18 protein-coding genes, 2 tRNA genes and 1 other RNA gene are annotated in these 16,465 nt (G+C 66.0%); 10 read left to right on the top strand and 11 right to left on the bottom strand.

The genetic code is table 11. The features are described from left to right. Window positions 1-94: 94 nt before the first annotated feature. The 4 genes from U0025_RS05140 to thiE all read right to left on the bottom strand — a co-directional run bounded on the left by U0025_RS05140 (window position 95) and on the right by thiE (window position 2,960). Entirely contained in the window at window positions 95-661 is a 567-nt protein-coding gene (locus tag U0025_RS05140; RefSeq protein ID WP_004211724.1) for a M23 family metallopeptidase, read from the bottom strand. Further along, window positions 658-1,776, bottom strand: coding sequence for a L,D-transpeptidase family protein (locus U0025_RS05135; protein WP_004211723.1), 1,119 nt, complete (start codon window positions 1,774-1,776; stop codon window positions 658-660). The genes U0025_RS05140 and U0025_RS05135 overlap by 4 nt, the downstream gene beginning before the upstream one ends. A 48-nt stretch (window positions 1,777-1,824) precedes the next feature. Beyond that, window positions 1,825-2,193: a DUF1622 domain-containing protein gene (locus tag U0025_RS05130; RefSeq protein ID WP_004211722.1), complete on the bottom strand. Its 369-nt coding sequence runs from the start codon at window positions 2,191-2,193 to the stop codon at window positions 1,825-1,827. Window positions 2,194-2,267: 74 nt separating this feature from the next. Next, a complete protein-coding gene (gene thiE, locus U0025_RS05125) occupies window positions 2,268-2,960 on the bottom strand; it encodes a thiamine phosphate synthase (RefSeq protein ID WP_004211721.1) in 693 nt (230 codons plus the stop codon). Between the two features lie 74 nt (window positions 2,961-3,034). Here thiE and U0025_RS05120 point away from each other — a divergent pair, with 74 nt between their 5' ends. Beyond that, entirely contained in the window at window positions 3,035-4,162 is a 1,128-nt protein-coding gene (locus tag U0025_RS05120; protein ID WP_004211720.1) for a DmpA family aminopeptidase, read from the top strand. 133 nt (window positions 4,163-4,295) lie between these two features. Here the strand turns inward: U0025_RS05120 and U0025_RS05115 are convergent, their stop codons facing one another. Further along, the gene (locus tag U0025_RS05115) at window positions 4,296-5,201 is read right to left on the bottom strand and encodes a fructose bisphosphate aldolase (RefSeq protein WP_004211718.1); all 906 of its coding nucleotides are present in this window, start codon (window positions 5,199-5,201) and stop codon (window positions 4,296-4,298) included. Between the two features lie 259 nt (window positions 5,202-5,460). On the opposite strand from U0025_RS05115, the gene U0025_RS05110 reads away from it, so the two are divergent. Together U0025_RS05110 and U0025_RS05105 are read left to right on the top strand one after the other, a co-directional pair. Continuing rightward, a complete protein-coding gene (locus U0025_RS05110) occupies window positions 5,461-5,958 on the top strand; it encodes a TlpA family protein disulfide reductase (protein WP_004211716.1) in 498 nt (165 codons plus the stop codon). A 79-nt stretch (window positions 5,959-6,037) separates the two neighbouring features. Continuing rightward, entirely contained in the window at window positions 6,038-7,249 is a 1,212-nt protein-coding gene (locus U0025_RS05105) for an MFS transporter (RefSeq protein WP_004211714.1), read from the top strand. 20 nt (window positions 7,250-7,269) lie between these two features. On the opposite strand, the gene U0025_RS05100 is transcribed toward U0025_RS05105, so the two are convergent. The 3 genes from U0025_RS05100 to tkt form a co-directional block, all read right to left on the bottom strand. Then, entirely contained in the window at window positions 7,270-8,472 is a 1,203-nt protein-coding gene (locus U0025_RS05100; RefSeq protein WP_004211712.1) for a phosphoglycerate kinase, read from the bottom strand. Window positions 8,473-8,543: 71 nt separating this feature from the next. Then, window positions 8,544-9,554, bottom strand: a complete 1,011-nt coding sequence (gene gap, locus U0025_RS05095) for a type I glyceraldehyde-3-phosphate dehydrogenase (RefSeq protein ID WP_004211711.1) — start codon at window positions 9,552-9,554, stop codon at window positions 8,544-8,546. A gap of 36 nt (window positions 9,555-9,590) precedes the next feature. Then, window positions 9,591-11,558, bottom strand: a complete 1,968-nt coding sequence (gene tkt, locus U0025_RS05090) for a transketolase (RefSeq protein ID WP_004211709.1) — start codon at window positions 11,556-11,558, stop codon at window positions 9,591-9,593. An 18-nt stretch (window positions 11,559-11,576) separates the two neighbouring features. Between tkt and U0025_RS05085 the strand changes: the two genes are divergently transcribed. The 6 genes from U0025_RS05085 (at window position 11,577) to aqpZ (ending at window position 14,266) form a co-directional block, all read left to right on the top strand. Further along, window positions 11,577-11,924 carry a hypothetical protein gene (locus U0025_RS05085; protein ID WP_004211708.1) on the top strand — a complete coding sequence of 116 codons (348 nt, stop codon included), beginning with the start codon at window positions 11,577-11,579 and terminating at the stop codon, window positions 11,922-11,924. Next, window positions 11,917-12,252, top strand: a complete 336-nt coding sequence (locus U0025_RS05080) for a cell division protein ZapA (protein ID WP_004211707.1) — start codon at window positions 11,917-11,919, stop codon at window positions 12,250-12,252. The genes U0025_RS05085 and U0025_RS05080 overlap by 8 nt, the downstream gene beginning before the upstream one ends. An 11-nt stretch (window positions 12,253-12,263) precedes the next feature. Next, window positions 12,264-12,420: non-coding RNA, 6S RNA (gene ssrS, locus U0025_RS26170), on the top strand. Window positions 12,421-12,448: 28 nt separating this feature from the next. Continuing rightward, window positions 12,449-13,030, top strand: a complete 582-nt coding sequence (locus U0025_RS05075) for a 5-formyltetrahydrofolate cyclo-ligase (RefSeq protein WP_004211706.1) — start codon at window positions 12,449-12,451, stop codon at window positions 13,028-13,030. 5 nt (window positions 13,031-13,035) lie between these two features. Continuing rightward, complete coding sequence (locus tag U0025_RS05070; protein WP_004211705.1) at window positions 13,036-13,278, top strand: DUF2842 domain-containing protein; 243 nt, start codon at window positions 13,036-13,038, stop codon at window positions 13,276-13,278. A gap of 256 nt (window positions 13,279-13,534) precedes the next feature. Then, window positions 13,535-14,266, top strand: a complete 732-nt coding sequence (gene aqpZ / locus U0025_RS05065; RefSeq protein WP_004211704.1) for an aquaporin Z — start codon at window positions 13,535-13,537, stop codon at window positions 14,264-14,266. Between the two features lie 101 nt (window positions 14,267-14,367). Here aqpZ and U0025_RS05060 read toward each other — a convergent pair. From U0025_RS05060 to U0025_RS05050, 3 genes are all read right to left on the bottom strand, one after another. Next, window positions 14,368-14,444: transfer RNA gene (locus U0025_RS05060), tRNA-Asp, on the bottom strand. Window positions 14,445-14,524: 80 nt separating this feature from the next. After that, window positions 14,525-14,601, bottom strand: a tRNA-Asp gene (locus U0025_RS05055). Between the two features lie 41 nt (window positions 14,602-14,642). Beyond that, the gene (locus U0025_RS05050) at window positions 14,643-15,797 is read right to left on the bottom strand and encodes an AI-2E family transporter (RefSeq protein ID WP_004211703.1); all 1,155 of its coding nucleotides are present in this window, start codon (window positions 15,795-15,797) and stop codon (window positions 14,643-14,645) included. Window positions 15,798-15,962: 165 nt separating this feature from the next. Between U0025_RS05050 and U0025_RS05045 the strand changes: the two genes are divergently transcribed. After that, window positions 15,963-16,433 carry a hypothetical protein gene (locus U0025_RS05045; RefSeq protein WP_004211702.1) on the top strand — a complete coding sequence of 157 codons (471 nt, stop codon included), beginning with the start codon at window positions 15,963-15,965 and terminating at the stop codon, window positions 16,431-16,433. Window positions 16,434-16,465: the final 32 nt, after the last annotated feature.

The following is a 16,465-nucleotide window of genomic DNA, read 5'->3' as shown; positions in this document are numbered from 1 at the left end:
ATTTCCCGCACATTTTGAAATTCGCTTTCCTACTTGAGCAATTTTCGATCGCGGCTGACCCCGATGATAGCCGATCGCGGGCCGATAGGACAGGTCATTGGCCGACCAGCAGCGGATAGGGATTGACCGGCTGGCCACCATACCAGGGATCAGCCGGCGCCATGCGGTTGACGGCGAAATGGAGGTGCGGCGCGGCGGGATCGGCATTGCCGGTGCTGCCCACGGTCGCGATGCGCTGGCCGCGCCTGACCGCCTGTCCTTCGTGCAGGCCGGGCGCATAGCTGTCGAGATGGGCATAATAATAGAGGGTGTGCCCGTCGGGCGCGCGTTCATAGAGGGTGCGGCCACCCGCCTCGCTCCAAAAGATCTTCTCGATCCGGCCGTCGGCAGCGGCCAGCACCGCCCTGCCCCGCGCCGCCATGATGTCGATCGCGTCATGCGGACGGGCGCCGCCTGCCCGCGCCTGGGTGAAGGTGTCGGTGAGCGCGGAGGCCGGCACACCCTCCACCGGGATCAGCAGCGCACCGTCGCTGACGGTTGGCGGCGCGGATGCAGCGGATCGCACCGGCGCATCGGCCGGGACGATCCGCACGCAATAGCGGGCGAAGGCGATGCAGAGCAGCAGCGCGACCGCGACACCGCCCCACAACCGGACATTCATGCCTGGAACTTCGCCTTGACGCCGCTCTTCACCATCTGCGCCAGCCGCGCCGCATCCCAGTTGGTAAGGCGGATGCAGCCATGGCTTTCGGTGCGGCCGATCAGTTGCGGTTCGGGCGTACCATGGATGCCATAATGATCCTTGGACAGATCGATCCACACGACGCCGACCGGGCCATTGGGGCCGGGCTGCAGCACCGCCTTCTGATCCTTCGACGCGGCATCCCAGAACAGGTCCGGATTATAATGGAAGTCGGGATTGCGGCTGACGCCCTTGATCGTCCATTCGCCCAGCGGCAGCGGATCATGCTGTGACCCGGTGGTGACCGGGAATTGCGCGATCAGGCGGTTGTCCGCGCCGTAGACCTTGAGCAGCCCTTCCGACTTGTCGACCACCAGATGGTCGGCCTGTGGCTGGTCCCTGGCGACGCCAAGGCTGGCGAGCGTTTCGCCCCAGCCACGCTCGTCGCCCTCGATCCGTGCCACCGGCTGATTGGCGATCGCCGGCACGCGGATGGTCGCGCCGGCGGCGACCTTCGTATCTGGCGGGTTCATGCCGGTCAGCACTTCGGGCGTGGTGTGGAAGCGCTCCGCCAGCTTTTCGAGCAGGTTGCGATAGGTGAGCGCGGGCAGGCTGGCCTGATTGTTCAGCCCCTTGGGAATGTCGAAGAAGGGCCCGCGGGCAAAACCATCGGGAATACGCACCAGCCAGGTGGTCGGCTTCGCCTCCCCCTCCAGCAGCGCGGTGGCAGTCTTCTGGTCATAATCGCCGGTGACGGGCAGCTTGTTCGCCTCCTGGAAGCCGCGCAAGGCCGCCTTGAAGCTCATCCCGTCCTTGCCGTCGATCACGCCGGGCGAGAAGCCCCAGCGATCGAGCGCCACCTGCGCCTGCAATATCTGGTTGGGCTGCCAGGGCTTGCCGCCGGGTTCCTCCACGACCTGGAAAGCATAGGCGGCCGAGGGATCGGGCGCGGCCTGTGTCTGGTTGATCGGTGCCTGGTTGGTTGGAGCGGCTGGCTGGCTTTCATTGGCGTCGGTGGTCGACACATTGCAGGCCGCGCACAGCAGCGGCAGGCCGAGAAGACGATATTTCAAGGCGATACTCTCCCACATCATGGAAGAGACAACGCAGCAGGCGGCGGAAAGCTGCCTGTGCCGCTGCGATCAGATGGCTTCGGCCTCCGCCTTGGCCTTCTCGCGCTCGCGTATCCCCTCCAGATCCCGGTCGAGGAAATAGTTGAGGAAGGTGCGGATGGCCGCGATCGCGCCGAGCTTGCCGATTTCCGCCCAGGTCGGGGCGATGCTGGTTTCAACGATATCGGCCGCAAGCTGGAAACTCAGCCCGGCGACCGCCCAGCGGCCAAAGCTCATCCAGACCGGCATGAGCTTCGATTCGTCTGCCTTGAAAAGCAGCAGCCCCGTCAGGCCGATCGCGCCCTGAACCGAGCCGATGGCGATCGCCAGGATCGCCAGCAGATTGACCAGCAGCGCGACATATTCCGCCAATTGATGGACGAATTCTTCCAACGCCATGCCCAGCACCCCTTGCCCGATTGCGGGGATGCTGGCCCGGTGGCGGCCCTTTGCCTATCGGGATAAACCCGCGATTAGGCCCCGTCCAGCACCGACGCGAAGGCGGCGACGCCGGCCTTGGGCCCTTCGGGGTGATTCCACACCGTGCCGCTGACCGCCAGGAAGTCGGCGCCTGCCGCGATCAGGGGGGCGGCATTGTCCGGCGTGATGCCGCCGATCGCGACGCAGGGCAGTTCGAACAGGGTGGTCCACCAGCCCAGGATCGACGGTTCGGCGCGGTGCGTCGTTTCCTTGGTCGTGGTCGGGTAGAAGGCGCCGAAGGCGACATAGTCGGCTCCCGCCTCGCCCGCTTCCATCGCCAGATGACGGCTGTCATGACAGGTGACGCCGATCTGCACCTTGGGACCAAGCTGCTTGCGCGCTTCGCGCGGGTCGCCATCTTCCTGCCCCAGATGGACGCCATCGGCGTTCAGCCGCTTGGCAAGGCCGATGCTGTCATTGATGATGAAGGCCACCTCGCGCTCGGCACAGAGCGCCTGGATCGGCCCGGCCAGCGCGGCGATGGCATGATCGTCGATCCCCTTCAGGCGCAGCTGGAAGGCGGCCACCTTGCCGCCGTCGAACGCCTGGGCGAGCTGATCGACGAAAGTCTCGTCGATCGCCGGCGGCGAAATCAGATAGAGTTGGCAGGCGGGGCGAAAGCCCTTTTCGAACTGCTCGGCAAAATGGGGATCGAGCGCCAGTTCTTCGTCAGTGAAATCGGTCATGCGCGCCTTATAGCCGCTCGCGCGGCCGCGCCAAGTGCGGCTATGACCGCGATCACAATACCGAAGGATATTCCATGCGCCACGCTTTCGCCGCCCTGCTGCTCCTGTCCGCCGCGCCCGTGTTGGCGCAGGAGGCGCCGCGGCCGCGCGCGCGCGAAGCCGGCGTGACCGTCGGCATCCTCCAGCCCGGCCCGCTCAACGCGATCACCGATGTCGCGGGGGTGAAGGTGGGCCAGGTGACGCTGGCCCGCAGCAAGGACGTCAACACCGGCGTCACCGCGATCCTGCCCCATGGCGGCAACCTGTTCCAGGACAAGGTGCCGGCCGGCTTCGTCGCCTATAATGCGTTCGGCAAGTTCATGGGATCGACCCAGGTGGCCGAGCTGGGCGAGATCGAGACGCCGATCCTGCTGACCAATACGCTGAACGTGGCGGAGGCCGGCGCGGCCTCGGTCGAATGGACGCTGGCGCAGGCCGGCAATGAGGAGGTGCGGTCGGTCAATGCCGTGGTGGGCGAGACCAATGACGGCATGCTCAATGACATTCGCGGGCGGCATGTCACCATCGCCGACGCGCGGCGCGCGATCGAGAGCGCCAAGGCCGGCCCGGTCGAGGAAGGCGGCGTGGGCGCGGGCACTGGCACGGTGGCCTTCGGCTTCAAGGCGGGGATCGGCACATCGTCGCGCAAGCTGCCGGCGTCGCTGGGCGGCTGGACCGTGGGCGTGCTGGTGCAGGCCAATTATGGCGGCGTGCTGACGATCGCAGGCGTGCCGGTGGGGGTGAAGCTTGGCCGCTATGACTATCGCCAGCAGGTCGAGGAAAAGAAGGCGGACGGATCGGTCGTGATCGTCATCGCGACCGATGCGCCGCTGTCCGACCGCAATCTGCGCCGCGTCGCCGAGCGCGCCTTTGGCGGCATCGCGCGGACCGGGTCGAGCTTCTCCAACGGGTCGGGCGACTATGCCATCGCCTTTTCCACCAGCGACGCGGTGCGGCGGACGGCCGCGAAGCGCAATGCCGTGTCGGCGGTCGATGATCTGCCAAATGACCGCATGTCGCCGCTGTTCCAGGCGACCATCGAGGCGACCGAGGAGGCGGTGTTGAACGCGCTGTTCAAGGCGCAGACCGTGGTCGGCAATCGCGGCACGGCGGAAGCCCTGCCGCTCGACAAGGTGCTGCCTATGCTGAAGGGCAAGCCGTAAACCGGGAGCGCTGCGCTATCCGCTTCTCGACAGGCTCGAAGCGAACGGGCCGGAGTGCGTGTATCGCAGGCCGAAGGCTGCGATGAAGGCGGCGCCGGCGGGATTCCCCCCTGCCCGGCGCCGCCCATATGCGTCAGGCCGCGACCGGGGTCTTGGTGGCCGAAGCGGCGTAGATTTCGTCGATCGCCTCGCCCAACGACGCGTTGAATTCGTCGTCGCTCATCTGGTGGCGCAGGTCATTGAGCAGCGCGCGGCTGAAGCTGGCGATGATGCCGCGGTTCTTGGCGAGTTCGGCGCAGGCTTCGGTGCGGCTGAAGCCACCCGACAGGGCGACGACGCGCAGCACCTTGGGATGATCGACCAGCGGATCGAACAGGCCGGCCTTGGCGGGCAGCGAGAGCTTGAGCATCACCTGCTCGCCTTCGGGCAGGGCGTCGAGCTGCTTGAGGATTTCCTCGAGCAGGATCTGGTCGGCTTCGGCGCGTTCGGGCGACTTGATGTTCACTTCGGGCTCGATGATCGGCATCAGACCACCGGCCAGCACCTGCTTGCCGACTTCGAACTGCTGCGCGACCACGGCGGCAATGCCCTCGCGGTTGGCGAGGTTGACGACCGAGCGTTCCTTGGTGCCGAACACGCCCAGCCCCTTGGCGCGGGTGAGCAGCGCGTCGAGCTCAGGCATCGGCTTCATCAGCTGCACGCCGTTCGCCTCATCCTCCAGGCCCTTGTCGATCTTGATGAAAGGCACGACGCCCCGTTCGATCAGCGCGGTCGGAGTCGGCTTACCGTCGACGCTACCGTCCATGGTACGTTCGAACAGGATCGCGCCCAGCACCTTGTCACCGGTAAAGGCGGGCGAGGTGATGACGCGGCTGCGCATGCCATGGATCAGGCCGAACATCTCCTCGTCATTGCTCCAGGCGCTTTCCTCGACGCCATAGCCCTTGAGCGCCTTGGGCGTGGAACCGCCGCTCTGGTCGAGCGCGGCGATAAAGCCCTGACCGTCGGAAACCTTCTTGACCATGTCCTGATCCAGCATCTGCACATACCTTCTCTTGGGGCGCGCCGCCCCCTCGGCAGCGCGGAAAGATGGAAGCCATCGGGCGAACCCGAGGGCATGACTGTAGCGCGCCGTCAGGCCCGCCGGTATCCGGGCTGTTAGCTAGTCCCATGTCGCACCGCAAGATGCTTGACCCCGCGCGGCGACGGGGCGGCCGCCAATATCGTTGGCGCGTGCGAAAGTGCCTGATAGGCTGTGGCCAAAGGTCTGAATCGGGGGAAGAATGGGGATCGGGAAGATGCGGCGCGTCATGGCGGCTGCACTGATGCTGGGGCTGATCGATATCGGGGCGGCGCAGGCGGCGACCAAGCCGGTGGTCGGCGAGATGGCGCCGGATTTCGAACTGACGCTGATCGACGGCAGCAAGGTGTCGCTGGCGGAACTGAAGGGCCAGGTCGTGCTGCTCAATTTCTGGGCCACCTGGTGCGTGCCGTGCCGCAAGGAATTGCCGACGCTCGACAGCTATTATGGGCTCCAGAAGAAACATGGGCTGAAGGTGTTCGCGATCACGACCGAAGGATCGGTGCCGATCGCGCAGCTGAAGCAATTGTTCGCGGCGATGCACATCCCGTCGGCCAAAAGGATCAAGGGCCCCTATGGCCCGCTGACCGGGGTGCCGACCAATTTCGTCATCGATCGGGCCGGCCGGCTGCGCTACGCCAAGTCCGGCGCGTTCGAACTGGATGATCTCAACGCGCTGCTGGTGCCCTTGCTGAACGAACAGCCGCCCGCCTGAGGCGATTTTCCGTTGCATTGCACAATGAAATTTCCGTCATCGGGTTGAAAGCCCTTCCGGGGGTGACCATTAGGGCGGCATGACCCATTCTGCCGCTCTGCCCCTGCCGCGCGATGATGCGCCCCTGTCCCGCTTCGCCATATTGCTGATGGCGGTCGCGTGCGGGACGATGGTCGCCAACCTCTATTATGCCCAGACGCTGATCGACGTGATCGGGCCGGAGATCGGCATGTCGGCGGGGGTCGCGGGCCTCATCACCACGCTGACCCAGCTTGGCTATGGCCTGGGCATCATACTGGTCGTGCCGCTGGCCGACCTGTTCGAGAACCGGCGGATCGTGCTGATATCGGCGGTGGCGACGGTGCTGGGCTGTATCGCCATCGCCATTTCCAATGGCCCGGCCACCTTCCTGATCGCATCGGTCATGACCGGTGTTGGCGCGACCGGCGTGCAGGTGTTGATCCCCCTCGCCTCTCATCTAGCCCCGCCCGAGCGGCAGGGGCGCGTGGTCGGCACGGTGATGAGCGGCCTGTTGTTCGGCATCATGCTGTCGCGGCCGATCGCCAGCTTCCTCGCCGGCTCCATGGGCTGGCGCGCGACCTTCCTGCTGTCGGCCGGGGTGATCGCGCTGGTCGCGGTCGCGCTGCTGATCGCCTGTCCGCAGCGCCGGCCCAAGGGCGGCATGCATTATGGCGAAGTGCTGAGCTCCACCTTCTCGCAACTCGGCAAATATCGCGTCGTGCGGATGCGCGCCTTCTATCAGGCGTCGATGTTCGCGGCGTTCAACCTGTTCTGGACCGCCGCGCCGCTGAGCCTGATCCATGACTTTGGCCTGGGCCATAATGGCATCGGTGCCTTTGCGCTGGCGGGTGCCGGCGGCGCGCTGGTGGCGCCGGTGGCGGGCTGGCTGGCCGATCGACGCCTGACCGGCCCGGCCTCGCTCGGCGCGCTGATTGCGCTGTCGATCGGTTTCCTGCTGGCGGACTGGACGGTGACGGCGGGCAGCCTGATCGGCTTCACCATCATGGCGGTGCTGATCGATGCGGCGGTGCAGGTAAGCCAGATCACCGGGCAGAAGCTGATCTTCTCGCTCGATCCCCATGCGCGCGGCCGGATCAACGCGGCCTATATGACGGTAATGTTCGTGGTCGGGGCGCTGGGATCGGTGATCGGGTCGACCACCTATGAAGCGGGCGGCTGGAGCCTGAGCGCGATCGCCGGTGCGGCGATTGGCGGCGTGGCCGCGCTGGTCTTCATCCTGTTCGACCGGGGCGCCAGCGCCACGCGCTGACGCCCCCGCCGTCAAAAGGCTTAGGCGTAGAGCGCCTTCACGCCCGGCAATTCCTTGCCTTCCATCCATTCGAGGAAGGCGCCGCCAGCGGTCGAGATGAAGGTGAAGTCGGCGGCCGCGCCGGCATGGTTGAGCGCGGCGACGGTGTCGCCACCGCCCGCGACCGAGACCAGCTGGCCTTCCTTGGTGAGCGCCGCCGCGGTCTTGGCGAGGGCGACGGTCGCCGCGTCGAAGGGCGCGATCTCGAACGCGCCAAGCGGGCCGTTCCACACCAGGGTGCGGCAATTCTTGAGCGCATCGCCCAGCGCCTCGACCGCGGCCGGACCGACGTCGAGGATCATCTCGTCCTCGGCGACTTCATGCACGTTGCAGGTCCGGACCGACGGCGGGTTGGCGGCAAATTCCTTGGCCACGACCACGTCATAGGGCAGATGGATGATGCAGCCGGCTTCTTCCGCCTTGTCGAAGATGGCGTCCGCCGTGCCGGCCAGATCCTTTTCGCACAGCGACTTGCCGACATCGACGCCACGGGCGTGGAGGAAGGTGTTGGCCATGCCGCCGCCGATGATCAGATGATCGACCTTGGTGACGAGATTGTTGAGCACGTCGAGCTTGGTCGACACCTTGGCGCCGCCGACGACGGCCGCGACGGGCTTGACCGGGGCACCGAGCGCGGCTTCGAGCGCGTCCAGTTCCTTCTCCATCGAACGGCCGGCGAAGGCGGGCAGCTTGTGGGCCAGCCCCTCGGTCGAGGCATGGGCGCGGTGCGCGGCGGAAAAGGCGTCGTTGACATAGAGATCGCCGATCGCGGCGATCGCATCGACCAGCGCGGGGTCGTTCTTTTCCTCGCCGGCATGGAAGCGGGTGTTTTCGAGGATGGCGATGTCGCCGTTGCGCATCACCTTGATGCCGTCGGTCGCGGCTTCACCCTGGCAGTCGGGAATGAACTGCACCTCGCGGCCCAGCACCTGGGTCAGCGGGCGGGTGATCTTGCTCAGCGAAAATTCCGGGTTCTTCTGGCCCTTGGGCCGGCCGAAATGGGCCAGGATCAGAACCTTGGCGCCACGATCGGCCAGTTCCAGGATGGTCGGCATCGCCGCGCGCAGACGGGTGTCATCGCTGACCGAACCGTCCTGCATCGGCACGTTCAGATCCTCGCGCACCAGCACCACCTTGCTGGTGATGTCGCCCATGTCGTCGAGTGTCTTGAACGGCTTTGCCATGATCGCTCCTAGAATTTGGAATTATGTCAGAAGAAAAACCCCGCCGGTTGGTCCGGCGGGGCTGAGAAGGCTTAGAGGAACTTCGCCATGACACCCGAGGTGTCGATCATGCGGTTCGAGAAGCCCCATTCATTGTCGTACCAGCTGAGCACGCGGACCAGGTTGCCCTCGATCACGGCCGTTTCCAGGCTGTCGACGGTCGAGCTGCGCGGATCGCCGTTGTAATCGATCGAGACCAGCGGCTCGTCCGAATAGCCCAGGATGCCCTTGAGCGGGCCGGATTCCGACGCAGCCTTGAGCAGGCCGTTGACTTCCTCGACCGTGGTGGCGCGGCTGGGGATGAACTTCAGGTCGACGACCGAGACGTTCGGGGTCGGCACGCGGACCGACGAACCGTCCAGCTTGCCCTTGAGCGCGGGCAGAACCTCACCCACGGCGCGGGCGGCACCGGTGGTGGTCGGGATCATCGACAGGGCAGCGGCGCGGGCGCGGCGCATGTCCTTGTGGATCTGGTCCAGCGTGTTCTGGTCGTTGGTGTAGCTGTGGATCGTGGTCATGAAGCCGCGTTCGATGCCGATCGAATCGTTCAGCACCTTGGCGAGCGGCGCCAGGCAGTTGGTGGTGCAGCTGGCGTTCGAGATGATGATGTCGTCGGCGGTCAGTTCGTCATGGTTGACACCGAAGACGACAGTCTTGTCGACGTTGGTGCCCGGTGCCGAGATGACGACGCGCTTGGCGCCGGCGGTCAGGTGGGCACCGGCCTTGTCCTTACTGGTGAAGATGCCGGTGCATTCCAGGGCGATTTCGACGCCCAGTTCGGCGTGCGGCAGGTTGGCGGGATCGCGCTCCGCCGTCACCTTGATCTTCTTGCCGTCGACCACCAGGAAATCGCCGTCGACGCTGACTTCGCCGGCCCAGTTGCCATGGACCGAGTCACGCTTGAACAGCAGGGCATTGGCCTTGGCATCGCCCAGGTCGTTGATGCTCACCAGTTCCAGATCATGGTCGGTGCGCGAGAGGATGGCGCGTGCCACCAGACGACCGATGCGGCCGAAACCGTTGATTGCTACCTTCGTTGCCACTGCACTTGTCTCCCGGTTTGCGTGTAGGTCTTGGGCTCAGGCGCCGAGCGCGGCCTTGATCTGCGGAGCGATCTTGGCGGCGGTCAGGCCGAAATGGTCGTAGAGGACTTCGGCCGGAGCCGACGCGCCGAATCTGTCGATGCCGAAGCGCAGGCCGTCAAGGCCGGTATAGCGTTCCCAGCCGAAGGTGGTGCCGGCCTCGATCGAGGCGCGCAGCACGCCGGCGGGCAGGATGTCGGCCTTGTAGGCGGCGTCCTGCACGTCGAAATGGGCCCAGCTGGGCATCGAGACGACGTCGGCGCCGATGCCCTGTTCTTCCAGCGCCTTGGCGGTGGCGACGGCGATCTCGACTTCCGAACCGGTGGCGAGCAGCACGACCTTGCGATCGGCGGTCGCGGCGACCAGGCGATAGGCGCCCTTGGCCGACAGATTCTCAGCTTTTTCCAGGCGCAGCTGCGGCAGGTTCTGGCGGGTCAGCGCCAGCACCGACGGGCCGGTCGCATCCTTCAGTGCCAGTTCCCAGCATTCCGCCGTCTCGACGATGTCGGCCGGGCGATAGACGTCGAGGTTCGGGATCATGCGCATCGACATGACATGCTCGATCGGCTGGTGGGTCGGGCCGTCTTCGCCCAGACCGATCGAGTCATGGGTGAGGACGTGGATCACGCGCTGTTCCTGCAGCGCGGCGAGGCGGATGCCGGCGCGCATATAGTCGGAGAAGACCAGGAAGGTGCCGCCATAGGGGATCACGCCGCCATGCAGCGCCATGCCGTTCATCGCGCAGGCCATGCCGAATTCGCGGATGCCATAATAGACATAGCGGCCCGAATAATCGTCACGGGTCAGCGGGCCGGTCGACTTGGTCTTGGTGTTGTTCGAGCCGGTAAGGTCGGCCGAGCCGCCGACGGTTTCGGGCAGCAGATCGTTGATCGCGCCCAGCGCCAGTTCGCTGGCCTTGCGGGTGGCGACCTTCTGCGGGTTGGCGATCAGGCTGTCGATATAGGCGTCGAGCGAGAAGCCGGCCGGCAGTTCGCCCGCCATGCGCCGCGAAAATTCAGCGCCCTCCGAGGCATTTGCCAGGCGACCTTCCCAGGCCTTGCGAACATCGCCGCCCTTGGCACCGATCGCCTTCCAGGCGGCGTCGATGTCGGCGGGAACGACGAAGGGTTCGGCGGTCCAGCCCAGGAACTCGCGGGCGGCGGCGACTTCGGCCTCGCCCAGCGCCGAGCCGTGGACGCCCGAGGTGCCGGCCTTGTTCGGCGCGCCATAGCCGATCTTGGTGGCGCAGGCGATCAGCGAGGGGCGCGGATCGGCCAGCGCTTCGTCGATGGCGCGGCGGACATCGGCGACGTCATGGCCGTCGCACGACACGACATGCCAGCCGGTGGCGGCATAGCGGGCGCGGACATCTTCGTTGCTCGACAGGTCGACGGCGCCATCGATGGTGATCTTGTTGTCATCCCACAGCACGATCAGGCGCGAGAGATTGAGGTGACCGGCGAGGCCGATCGCCTCATGGTTGATGCCTTCCATCAGGCAGCCGTCGCCGGCGATCACCCAGGTGCGGTGATCGACCAGATCATCGCCGAACTCGGCGTTCAGGTGACGCTCGGCAATCGCCATGCCGACGGCAGTGGCGAGGCCCGAACCCAGCGGGCCGGTGGTCGCTTCGACCCCTGCCAGCTCGAAATTCTCCGGGTGGCCGGCGCAGGGGCTGCTGAGCTGGCGGAAGTTGCGAATGTCGTCCATCGTCGGACGGGCATAGCCGGTCAGGTTCAGCAGCGAGTAGATCAGCATCGAGCCATGGCCGGCCGACAGCACGAAACGATCGCGATCGGCCCATTTCGGCGCGGCCGGATCGAACTTCACATAATCCTTGAACAGCACGGTGGCGACATCGGCCATGCCCATCGGCATGCCGGGATGGCCGCTATTGGCAGCCTGCACGGCGTCCATGGAAAGCGCCCGGATGGCGTTGGCGAGCTGCGTGTCGGAAACGGTCATAGCGGGAAGATGTCTTTCATGACTGGCATGGAACGGCCCGCGCGAACGGGCGAGTCGATTTGGGTTCCCTTTGTCGCGTCAATCCCCATGCGTCAACCGCAGGCGGGGCGTGGTGCGCGGCAAGCCGTCCAAACAGCGCTTTTGCAAGGCGAAAACATTGGCTATGCAGAAAATATGGCAAGCGACCGCATGATGCAGGCGATCGGCACGCTGGAGCGCGCGATCAGTCGGCTTGAACAGAATGTGGCCAGCCTTTCGCAGGCTGTCCCCCATGGCAATTCCGGCATCGACCAGATGGCCGCCCAGGCGGCATTGCAATCGCTGGACGATCTCATCGGAGAATTGCGAGGGCGCGCCGATGGCTGAAATCATGCTGCAGATCGCCGGCCGCCCCTATCAGCTGCGTTGCCGCGATGGCGAGGAAGCGCATATGGCGCATCTGGCCCAGATCATCGAGGACAAGGCCTATCAGGCGCAGCGCAGCACGCCGGGCCTGACCGAGGTGCGCACGCTGCTGTTCGCGGCGCTGTTCATGGCGGACGAACTCAACGAACTGAAGCGCGCCGCAGCGGGCCGACAGGAGCAACTGGCGCTGGATGGCGATGACGAGCCGGCCGCCCGCGCGGTCGAGGCATTGGCCGCGCGCGTAGAAAAGCTGAGCGAGGCTCTTGCCGCCCGCGCCGCCGACGCCTAGATTGGCGGAGACGGGCACTGCCTGGTGCGAGCTTTAGCGAACATCCCTGAGGCGATAATCACATCCACGGGGGCTGTCCCTGGGCGGGCTCTGGCCCGATCTACATGGTCCCCACCTGACGTTGAGGCGTCAGAGGATATTCCAGCACACGGCCAAGGCGGTCCCGTCACCCTGCCCCTACCAGCAAAGGCACCCCATGCCCGACGACAGTGATGCCGCCGACAAGTCGACCCTGCGCGCGATCGCCCGGCAGCGACGGCGCAATTTCGTCGCCTCGCTCGACGCGCTGACCCACAGGCTGGCGTTCAAGGCCGTCCCCTCTCCGCTCGCCCAGCGCATCGCCGACGCGCAGGTGATCGCGCTCTACATGGCACTGGATGACGAGGCGCCAGCGCAGCGTCTGGCCCCGCAACTGGGCGTGATGGGCAAGCAGGTGGCATTGCCGCGCGTGCTCGATCGGCTGGGCAGCATGGACTTCCTGCTGTGGCGCCCGGAGGACCAGCTGTTCCCCGGCCTGTTCGGCACCAGCCACCCCGAGCCATCCGGCGGTGCGGTGGTGCCGGATGTCATCATCGCGCCGCTGCTGGGTTTCGACCAGCGGATGAACCGCCTTGGCCAGGGTGGCGGCTATTATGACCGCGCCTTTGCCCGCCATCCCGATGCCTTGCGCGTCGGCCTTGCCTGGTCGGCGCAGGAACTGGATGATGTGCCGGCCGACCCGTGGGATCTGCCGCTCGACATGATCCTGACCGAAACCGCCGTGATCGAGGCAGCCTGACCCCGATGAGCATCGACCCGCGCCATTATCATCAGCCCAGCTGGCGCAAGCCGGCCGGCATGTTCGCGATCCTGGGGCTGATCCTGGGCTGGGCCGTGCTGGTCGGCAGCCTGTCGCCGCTGATCGGCCAGTTGCCGATGTGGGGCCAGGTGCCGGTCTATATTGTCCTGGGCCTGATCTGGATCTGGATCCTGCCGCTGCGGCGGCTGCTCGCCTGGATGGAAACGGGGCGCTGGCGTCAGGGTTAATCCCGATGCCCAGCCCATGGCTTTTCGCCTTATCCCTGAGCGTTAGGCGACCATAGCGGACGCATCGCGGCTTAGCGCGATGCCGGCGGCTCGCCGGAAACGGGGGCAACGGCATGTCCATGCGCCAGTCACCAGCATCGGCCGCCCATGCCGCGGACCGCTCCCTTCGATCATCCTGCATTCTCCGGGCGGCGCCACCCCGCACCGGTCCCAAGCCATGTCCGGTGGCAGGCGCACAGTGCAACAGGAGGCGTTGATGGTTCCATTGAGCAAGCGGTTGTTTGCCGAATGTTTCGGCACATTCTGGCTGGTGTTCGGCGGGTGCGGCAGCGCCGTGCTGGCGGCGGCCTTTCCCGATGTCGGCATCGGCCTGTTGGGCGTGGCGCTGGCCTTCGGCCTCACGGTGCTGACCATGGCCTTTTCCATCGGCCATATTTCGGGCTGCCACCTCAACCCGGCGGTGACGGTCGGCCTGTGGGCCGGCGGACGCTTCCCGGCCCGCGACATCGCCCCCTATATCGTCGTGCAACTGGTGGGCGCGGTGATCGCAGCCGCCCTACTGCTGTTCATCGCCAGCGGCCAGCCGGGCTATGAGTTGGCGCCCAACGGCCTGGCGGTCAACGGCTATGGCCTGCATTCGCCTGGCGGCTACACGCTCGAATCAGGGCTGGCGATCGAGATGGTGCTGACCTTCGGCTTCCTGAGCGTCATCCTGGGCGCGACCGACAGCCGCGCGCCGGCGGGCTTTGCCCCGATCGCGATCGGCCTGGCGCTGACGCTGATCCACCTGATCAGCATCCCGGTCACCAACACATCGGTCAATCCGGCGCGCAGCACCGGTCCTGCCCTGCTGGTCGGCGGACTGGCCCTGCATCAGCTCTGGCTGTTCTGGGTGGCGCCGATCATCGGCGCGCTGGCCGCCGGCGGCGTCTATCGCTGGCTCGCCAACGAACCGCTGCCGCCGCATGTGACCGGCGAGCATCTCTGAGACGAATCGTCACGGGCCGATGCCGTTGGTGTCAGCCCGCTGGCCTGTATCGATGTGAGGAAAAAGGATCGTCTGGCGATCGGATCACTTCGGGAATGAAGTGGCGCGAGTGACGGGGCTCGAACCCGCGACCTCCGGCGTGACAGGCCGGCGCTCTAACCAACTGAGCTACACCCGCGCAGGGCGGCATCCTATCGTGACCCATGGTCACCAGATGATGCAAATCTGTTTACCTTCCGACTTTCCGGTCAGGGAAAGTGGCGCGAGTGACGGGGCTCGAACCCGCGACCTCCGGCGTGACAGGCCGGCGCTCTAACCAACTGAGCTACACCCGCGTTCGGTGTGGGCGGCCGTCTATGCGGGTCCGGCCAAGCTGTCAACCGTCCTCGCCATCAGTTTCTTCACTTGTTGCATTTTCTTTGCGACGGCTGACCGTCAGCGTTCCCTGCTCAAACAGGAAACCGGCGATATCCGGGGTGCCGGCCGCGGCCACGACGGTCTGCACGATGATGAGCAACGGCACGCCGAGCAGCGCGCCGGGCGTGCCCCAGACCCAGCCCCAGAAGGTCAGCGAGACGAGAATCAGCAGTGGGTTCATCGTCAGGCGACGGCCAAGGATGGTGGGCGTGATGACATTGGCCTCCACCAGATGGAAGCCGATCTGGAGAAAGGCGGGCAGCAGCGCCGTCCAGACATCGTCGAACACCATGAGGCCGCCCAGCGCCAGCAGCACGGCGGCCAGCATCGGCCCGAAATAGGGAATGAAGTTGAGCAATGCGACGATGCCACCCCACATCCAGGGCGAGGGCATGCCGATCAGCCAGAGCGCCAACGCCACGGCGAGCCCCAGGCACAGGTTGATGGTGGCGATCGTCATCACATAGGCGGAGGTGGCGTCGACCACATTCTGGATCACCCGCGCAACCGCCATGGCGCCGTCGAAACTGCCCCGGCTGTTGATCGTGCGGCGGCGCAGCCGGGTCCAGCCGGCAAGGAAGAAATAGATGATGAGCAGCGCGAACACCATCTGGATGATCGCCGACGGGGCGGAGGCGGCCGCGAACTGCAGCAGCGATCCGGGCGTTTCCACCGCGGCCCGGTGCGCGACCGATGCCGGCCCCGCGACCAGCATCTGGACGGTTTCGTCGACGAATCGCTGGGCCTGGGAATAGAAATCGATGAGCGGCGCCAGCGTCGCCTGAATCTTGGGTAGGCGCTGGGGCAGGATGCGGAACCAGTCGGTCGCCGGCACCACGATCAGCACCAGCGCGGTATTGGCGACGCTGAGGAAGGCGACGACCGCCAGCAGCGCCGACAGGCCCGAGGGGAGCCCGCGCCGCTCCAGCCATTCGAGCAGCGGCACCAGCGCGATCGCGATCACCAGAGCAGCCGTCAGCGGCAGGAAAAATTCGGCGCCCGCGCGCAGAGCGAAGGGCAAGGCCAGCAACAGGCCGACGCCCGAGGACAAGGCGATCGACGCCAGCAAACGGTCGCGCCGCCGATTGACTTCCAGTTCCTCGTTGGTGGTCACGCCCTATCCGTCCCCTGTGCATTCGCCATGTCGCTCTGCACCCGGCGCTGCGGCCGGTCAAATGCCATCGGCGAATCACTTCAGGAAGACGGCAAACAGTGGCTTAACCAAATATTGGGGAGACTGGCCGTAGGAGATGCGGACATTCGATAAGGGGGATATCGCATGGCAAGAGGGTTGATCGCGGGACTGGGCCTGATCGCAGGCATGACCGCATCCTGGCAGGCCGGGGCGCAGGATATGCGGCTCGACAGCCGGACCTTCGTCGAACGGGTGCAGACCGACATTAATGGCCGCCCGCGCCGCACCATCGCCAATGCCGAACGCGCCATGTCGGGCGACCAGCTGATCGTCGTGGTCGACTGGCGCCATGAAGGCAGCCGGACGGCCCATGGGCTGACCGTGGTTCGCCAGGTGCCGCGCGGCACCCTGCTCGACCTGACCGATCCCGCCATGCAGGCATCGGTCGATGGCGGCGCCCATTGGGGTCGACTGGATCAATTATGGCTGCCGACGCCGCTGGGCGGTGTCCGCCGCGCCACGCCCGAGGATATTACCCATATACGCTGGCGCCTGCCCGACAGCGTGGCACCGGGACAATCGGGACGGCTGACCTATCGGGCGCAGGTGCGCTGACGCAGGCTGGACCGGGGCGACAATGGCCGCCC

The organism is Sphingobium yanoikuyae (assembly GCF_034424525.1).
Lineage (GTDB): Bacteria > Pseudomonadota > Alphaproteobacteria > Sphingomonadales > Sphingomonadaceae > Sphingobium > Sphingobium yanoikuyae.
The sequence above is the reverse complement of the archived record's forward strand: the minus strand, read 5'-3'. Positions and strand labels throughout refer to the sequence as shown.

What these genes read in the sequence shown, in the direction of transcription:
- U0025_RS05140 (WP_004211724.1), bottom strand. Translation starts at nt 661, where the DNA reads ATGAATGTCCGGTTGTGGGGCGGTGTCGCGGTCGCGCTGCTGCTCTGC.
- U0025_RS05135 (WP_004211723.1), bottom strand. Translation starts at nt 1,776, where the DNA reads ATGATGTGGGAGAGTATCGCCTTGAAATATCGTCTTCTCGGCCTGCCG.
- U0025_RS05130 (WP_004211722.1), bottom strand. Translation starts at nt 2,193, where the DNA reads ATGGCGTTGGAAGAATTCGTCCATCAATTGGCGGAATATGTCGCGCTG.
- thiE (WP_004211721.1), bottom strand. Translation starts at nt 2,960, where the DNA reads ATGACCGATTTCACTGACGAAGAACTGGCGCTCGATCCCCATTTTGCC.
- U0025_RS05120 (WP_004211720.1), top strand. Translation starts at nt 3,035, where the DNA reads ATGCGCCACGCTTTCGCCGCCCTGCTGCTCCTGTCCGCCGCGCCCGTG.
- U0025_RS05115 (WP_004211718.1), bottom strand. Translation starts at nt 5,201, where the DNA reads ATGCTGGATCAGGACATGGTCAAGAAGGTTTCCGACGGTCAGGGCTTT.
- U0025_RS05110 (WP_004211716.1), top strand. Translation starts at nt 5,461, where the DNA reads ATGCGGCGCGTCATGGCGGCTGCACTGATGCTGGGGCTGATCGATATC.
- U0025_RS05105 (WP_004211714.1), top strand. Translation starts at nt 6,038, where the DNA reads ATGACCCATTCTGCCGCTCTGCCCCTGCCGCGCGATGATGCGCCCCTG.
- U0025_RS05100 (WP_004211712.1), bottom strand. Translation starts at nt 8,472, where the DNA reads ATGGCAAAGCCGTTCAAGACACTCGACGACATGGGCGACATCACCAGC.
- tkt (WP_004211709.1), bottom strand. Translation starts at nt 11,558, where the DNA reads ATGACCGTTTCCGACACGCAGCTCGCCAACGCCATCCGGGCGCTTTCC.
- U0025_RS05085 (WP_004211708.1), top strand. Translation starts at nt 11,577, where the DNA reads ATGACTGGCATGGAACGGCCCGCGCGAACGGGCGAGTCGATTTGGGTT.
- U0025_RS05080 (WP_004211707.1), top strand. Translation starts at nt 11,917, where the DNA reads ATGGCTGAAATCATGCTGCAGATCGCCGGCCGCCCCTATCAGCTGCGT.
- U0025_RS05075 (WP_004211706.1), top strand. Translation starts at nt 12,449, where the DNA reads ATGCCCGACGACAGTGATGCCGCCGACAAGTCGACCCTGCGCGCGATC.
- U0025_RS05070 (WP_004211705.1), top strand. Translation starts at nt 13,036, where the DNA reads ATGAGCATCGACCCGCGCCATTATCATCAGCCCAGCTGGCGCAAGCCG.
- aqpZ (WP_004211704.1), top strand. Translation starts at nt 13,535, where the DNA reads ATGGTTCCATTGAGCAAGCGGTTGTTTGCCGAATGTTTCGGCACATTC.
- U0025_RS05045 (WP_004211702.1), top strand. Translation starts at nt 15,963, where the DNA reads ATGGCAAGAGGGTTGATCGCGGGACTGGGCCTGATCGCAGGCATGACC.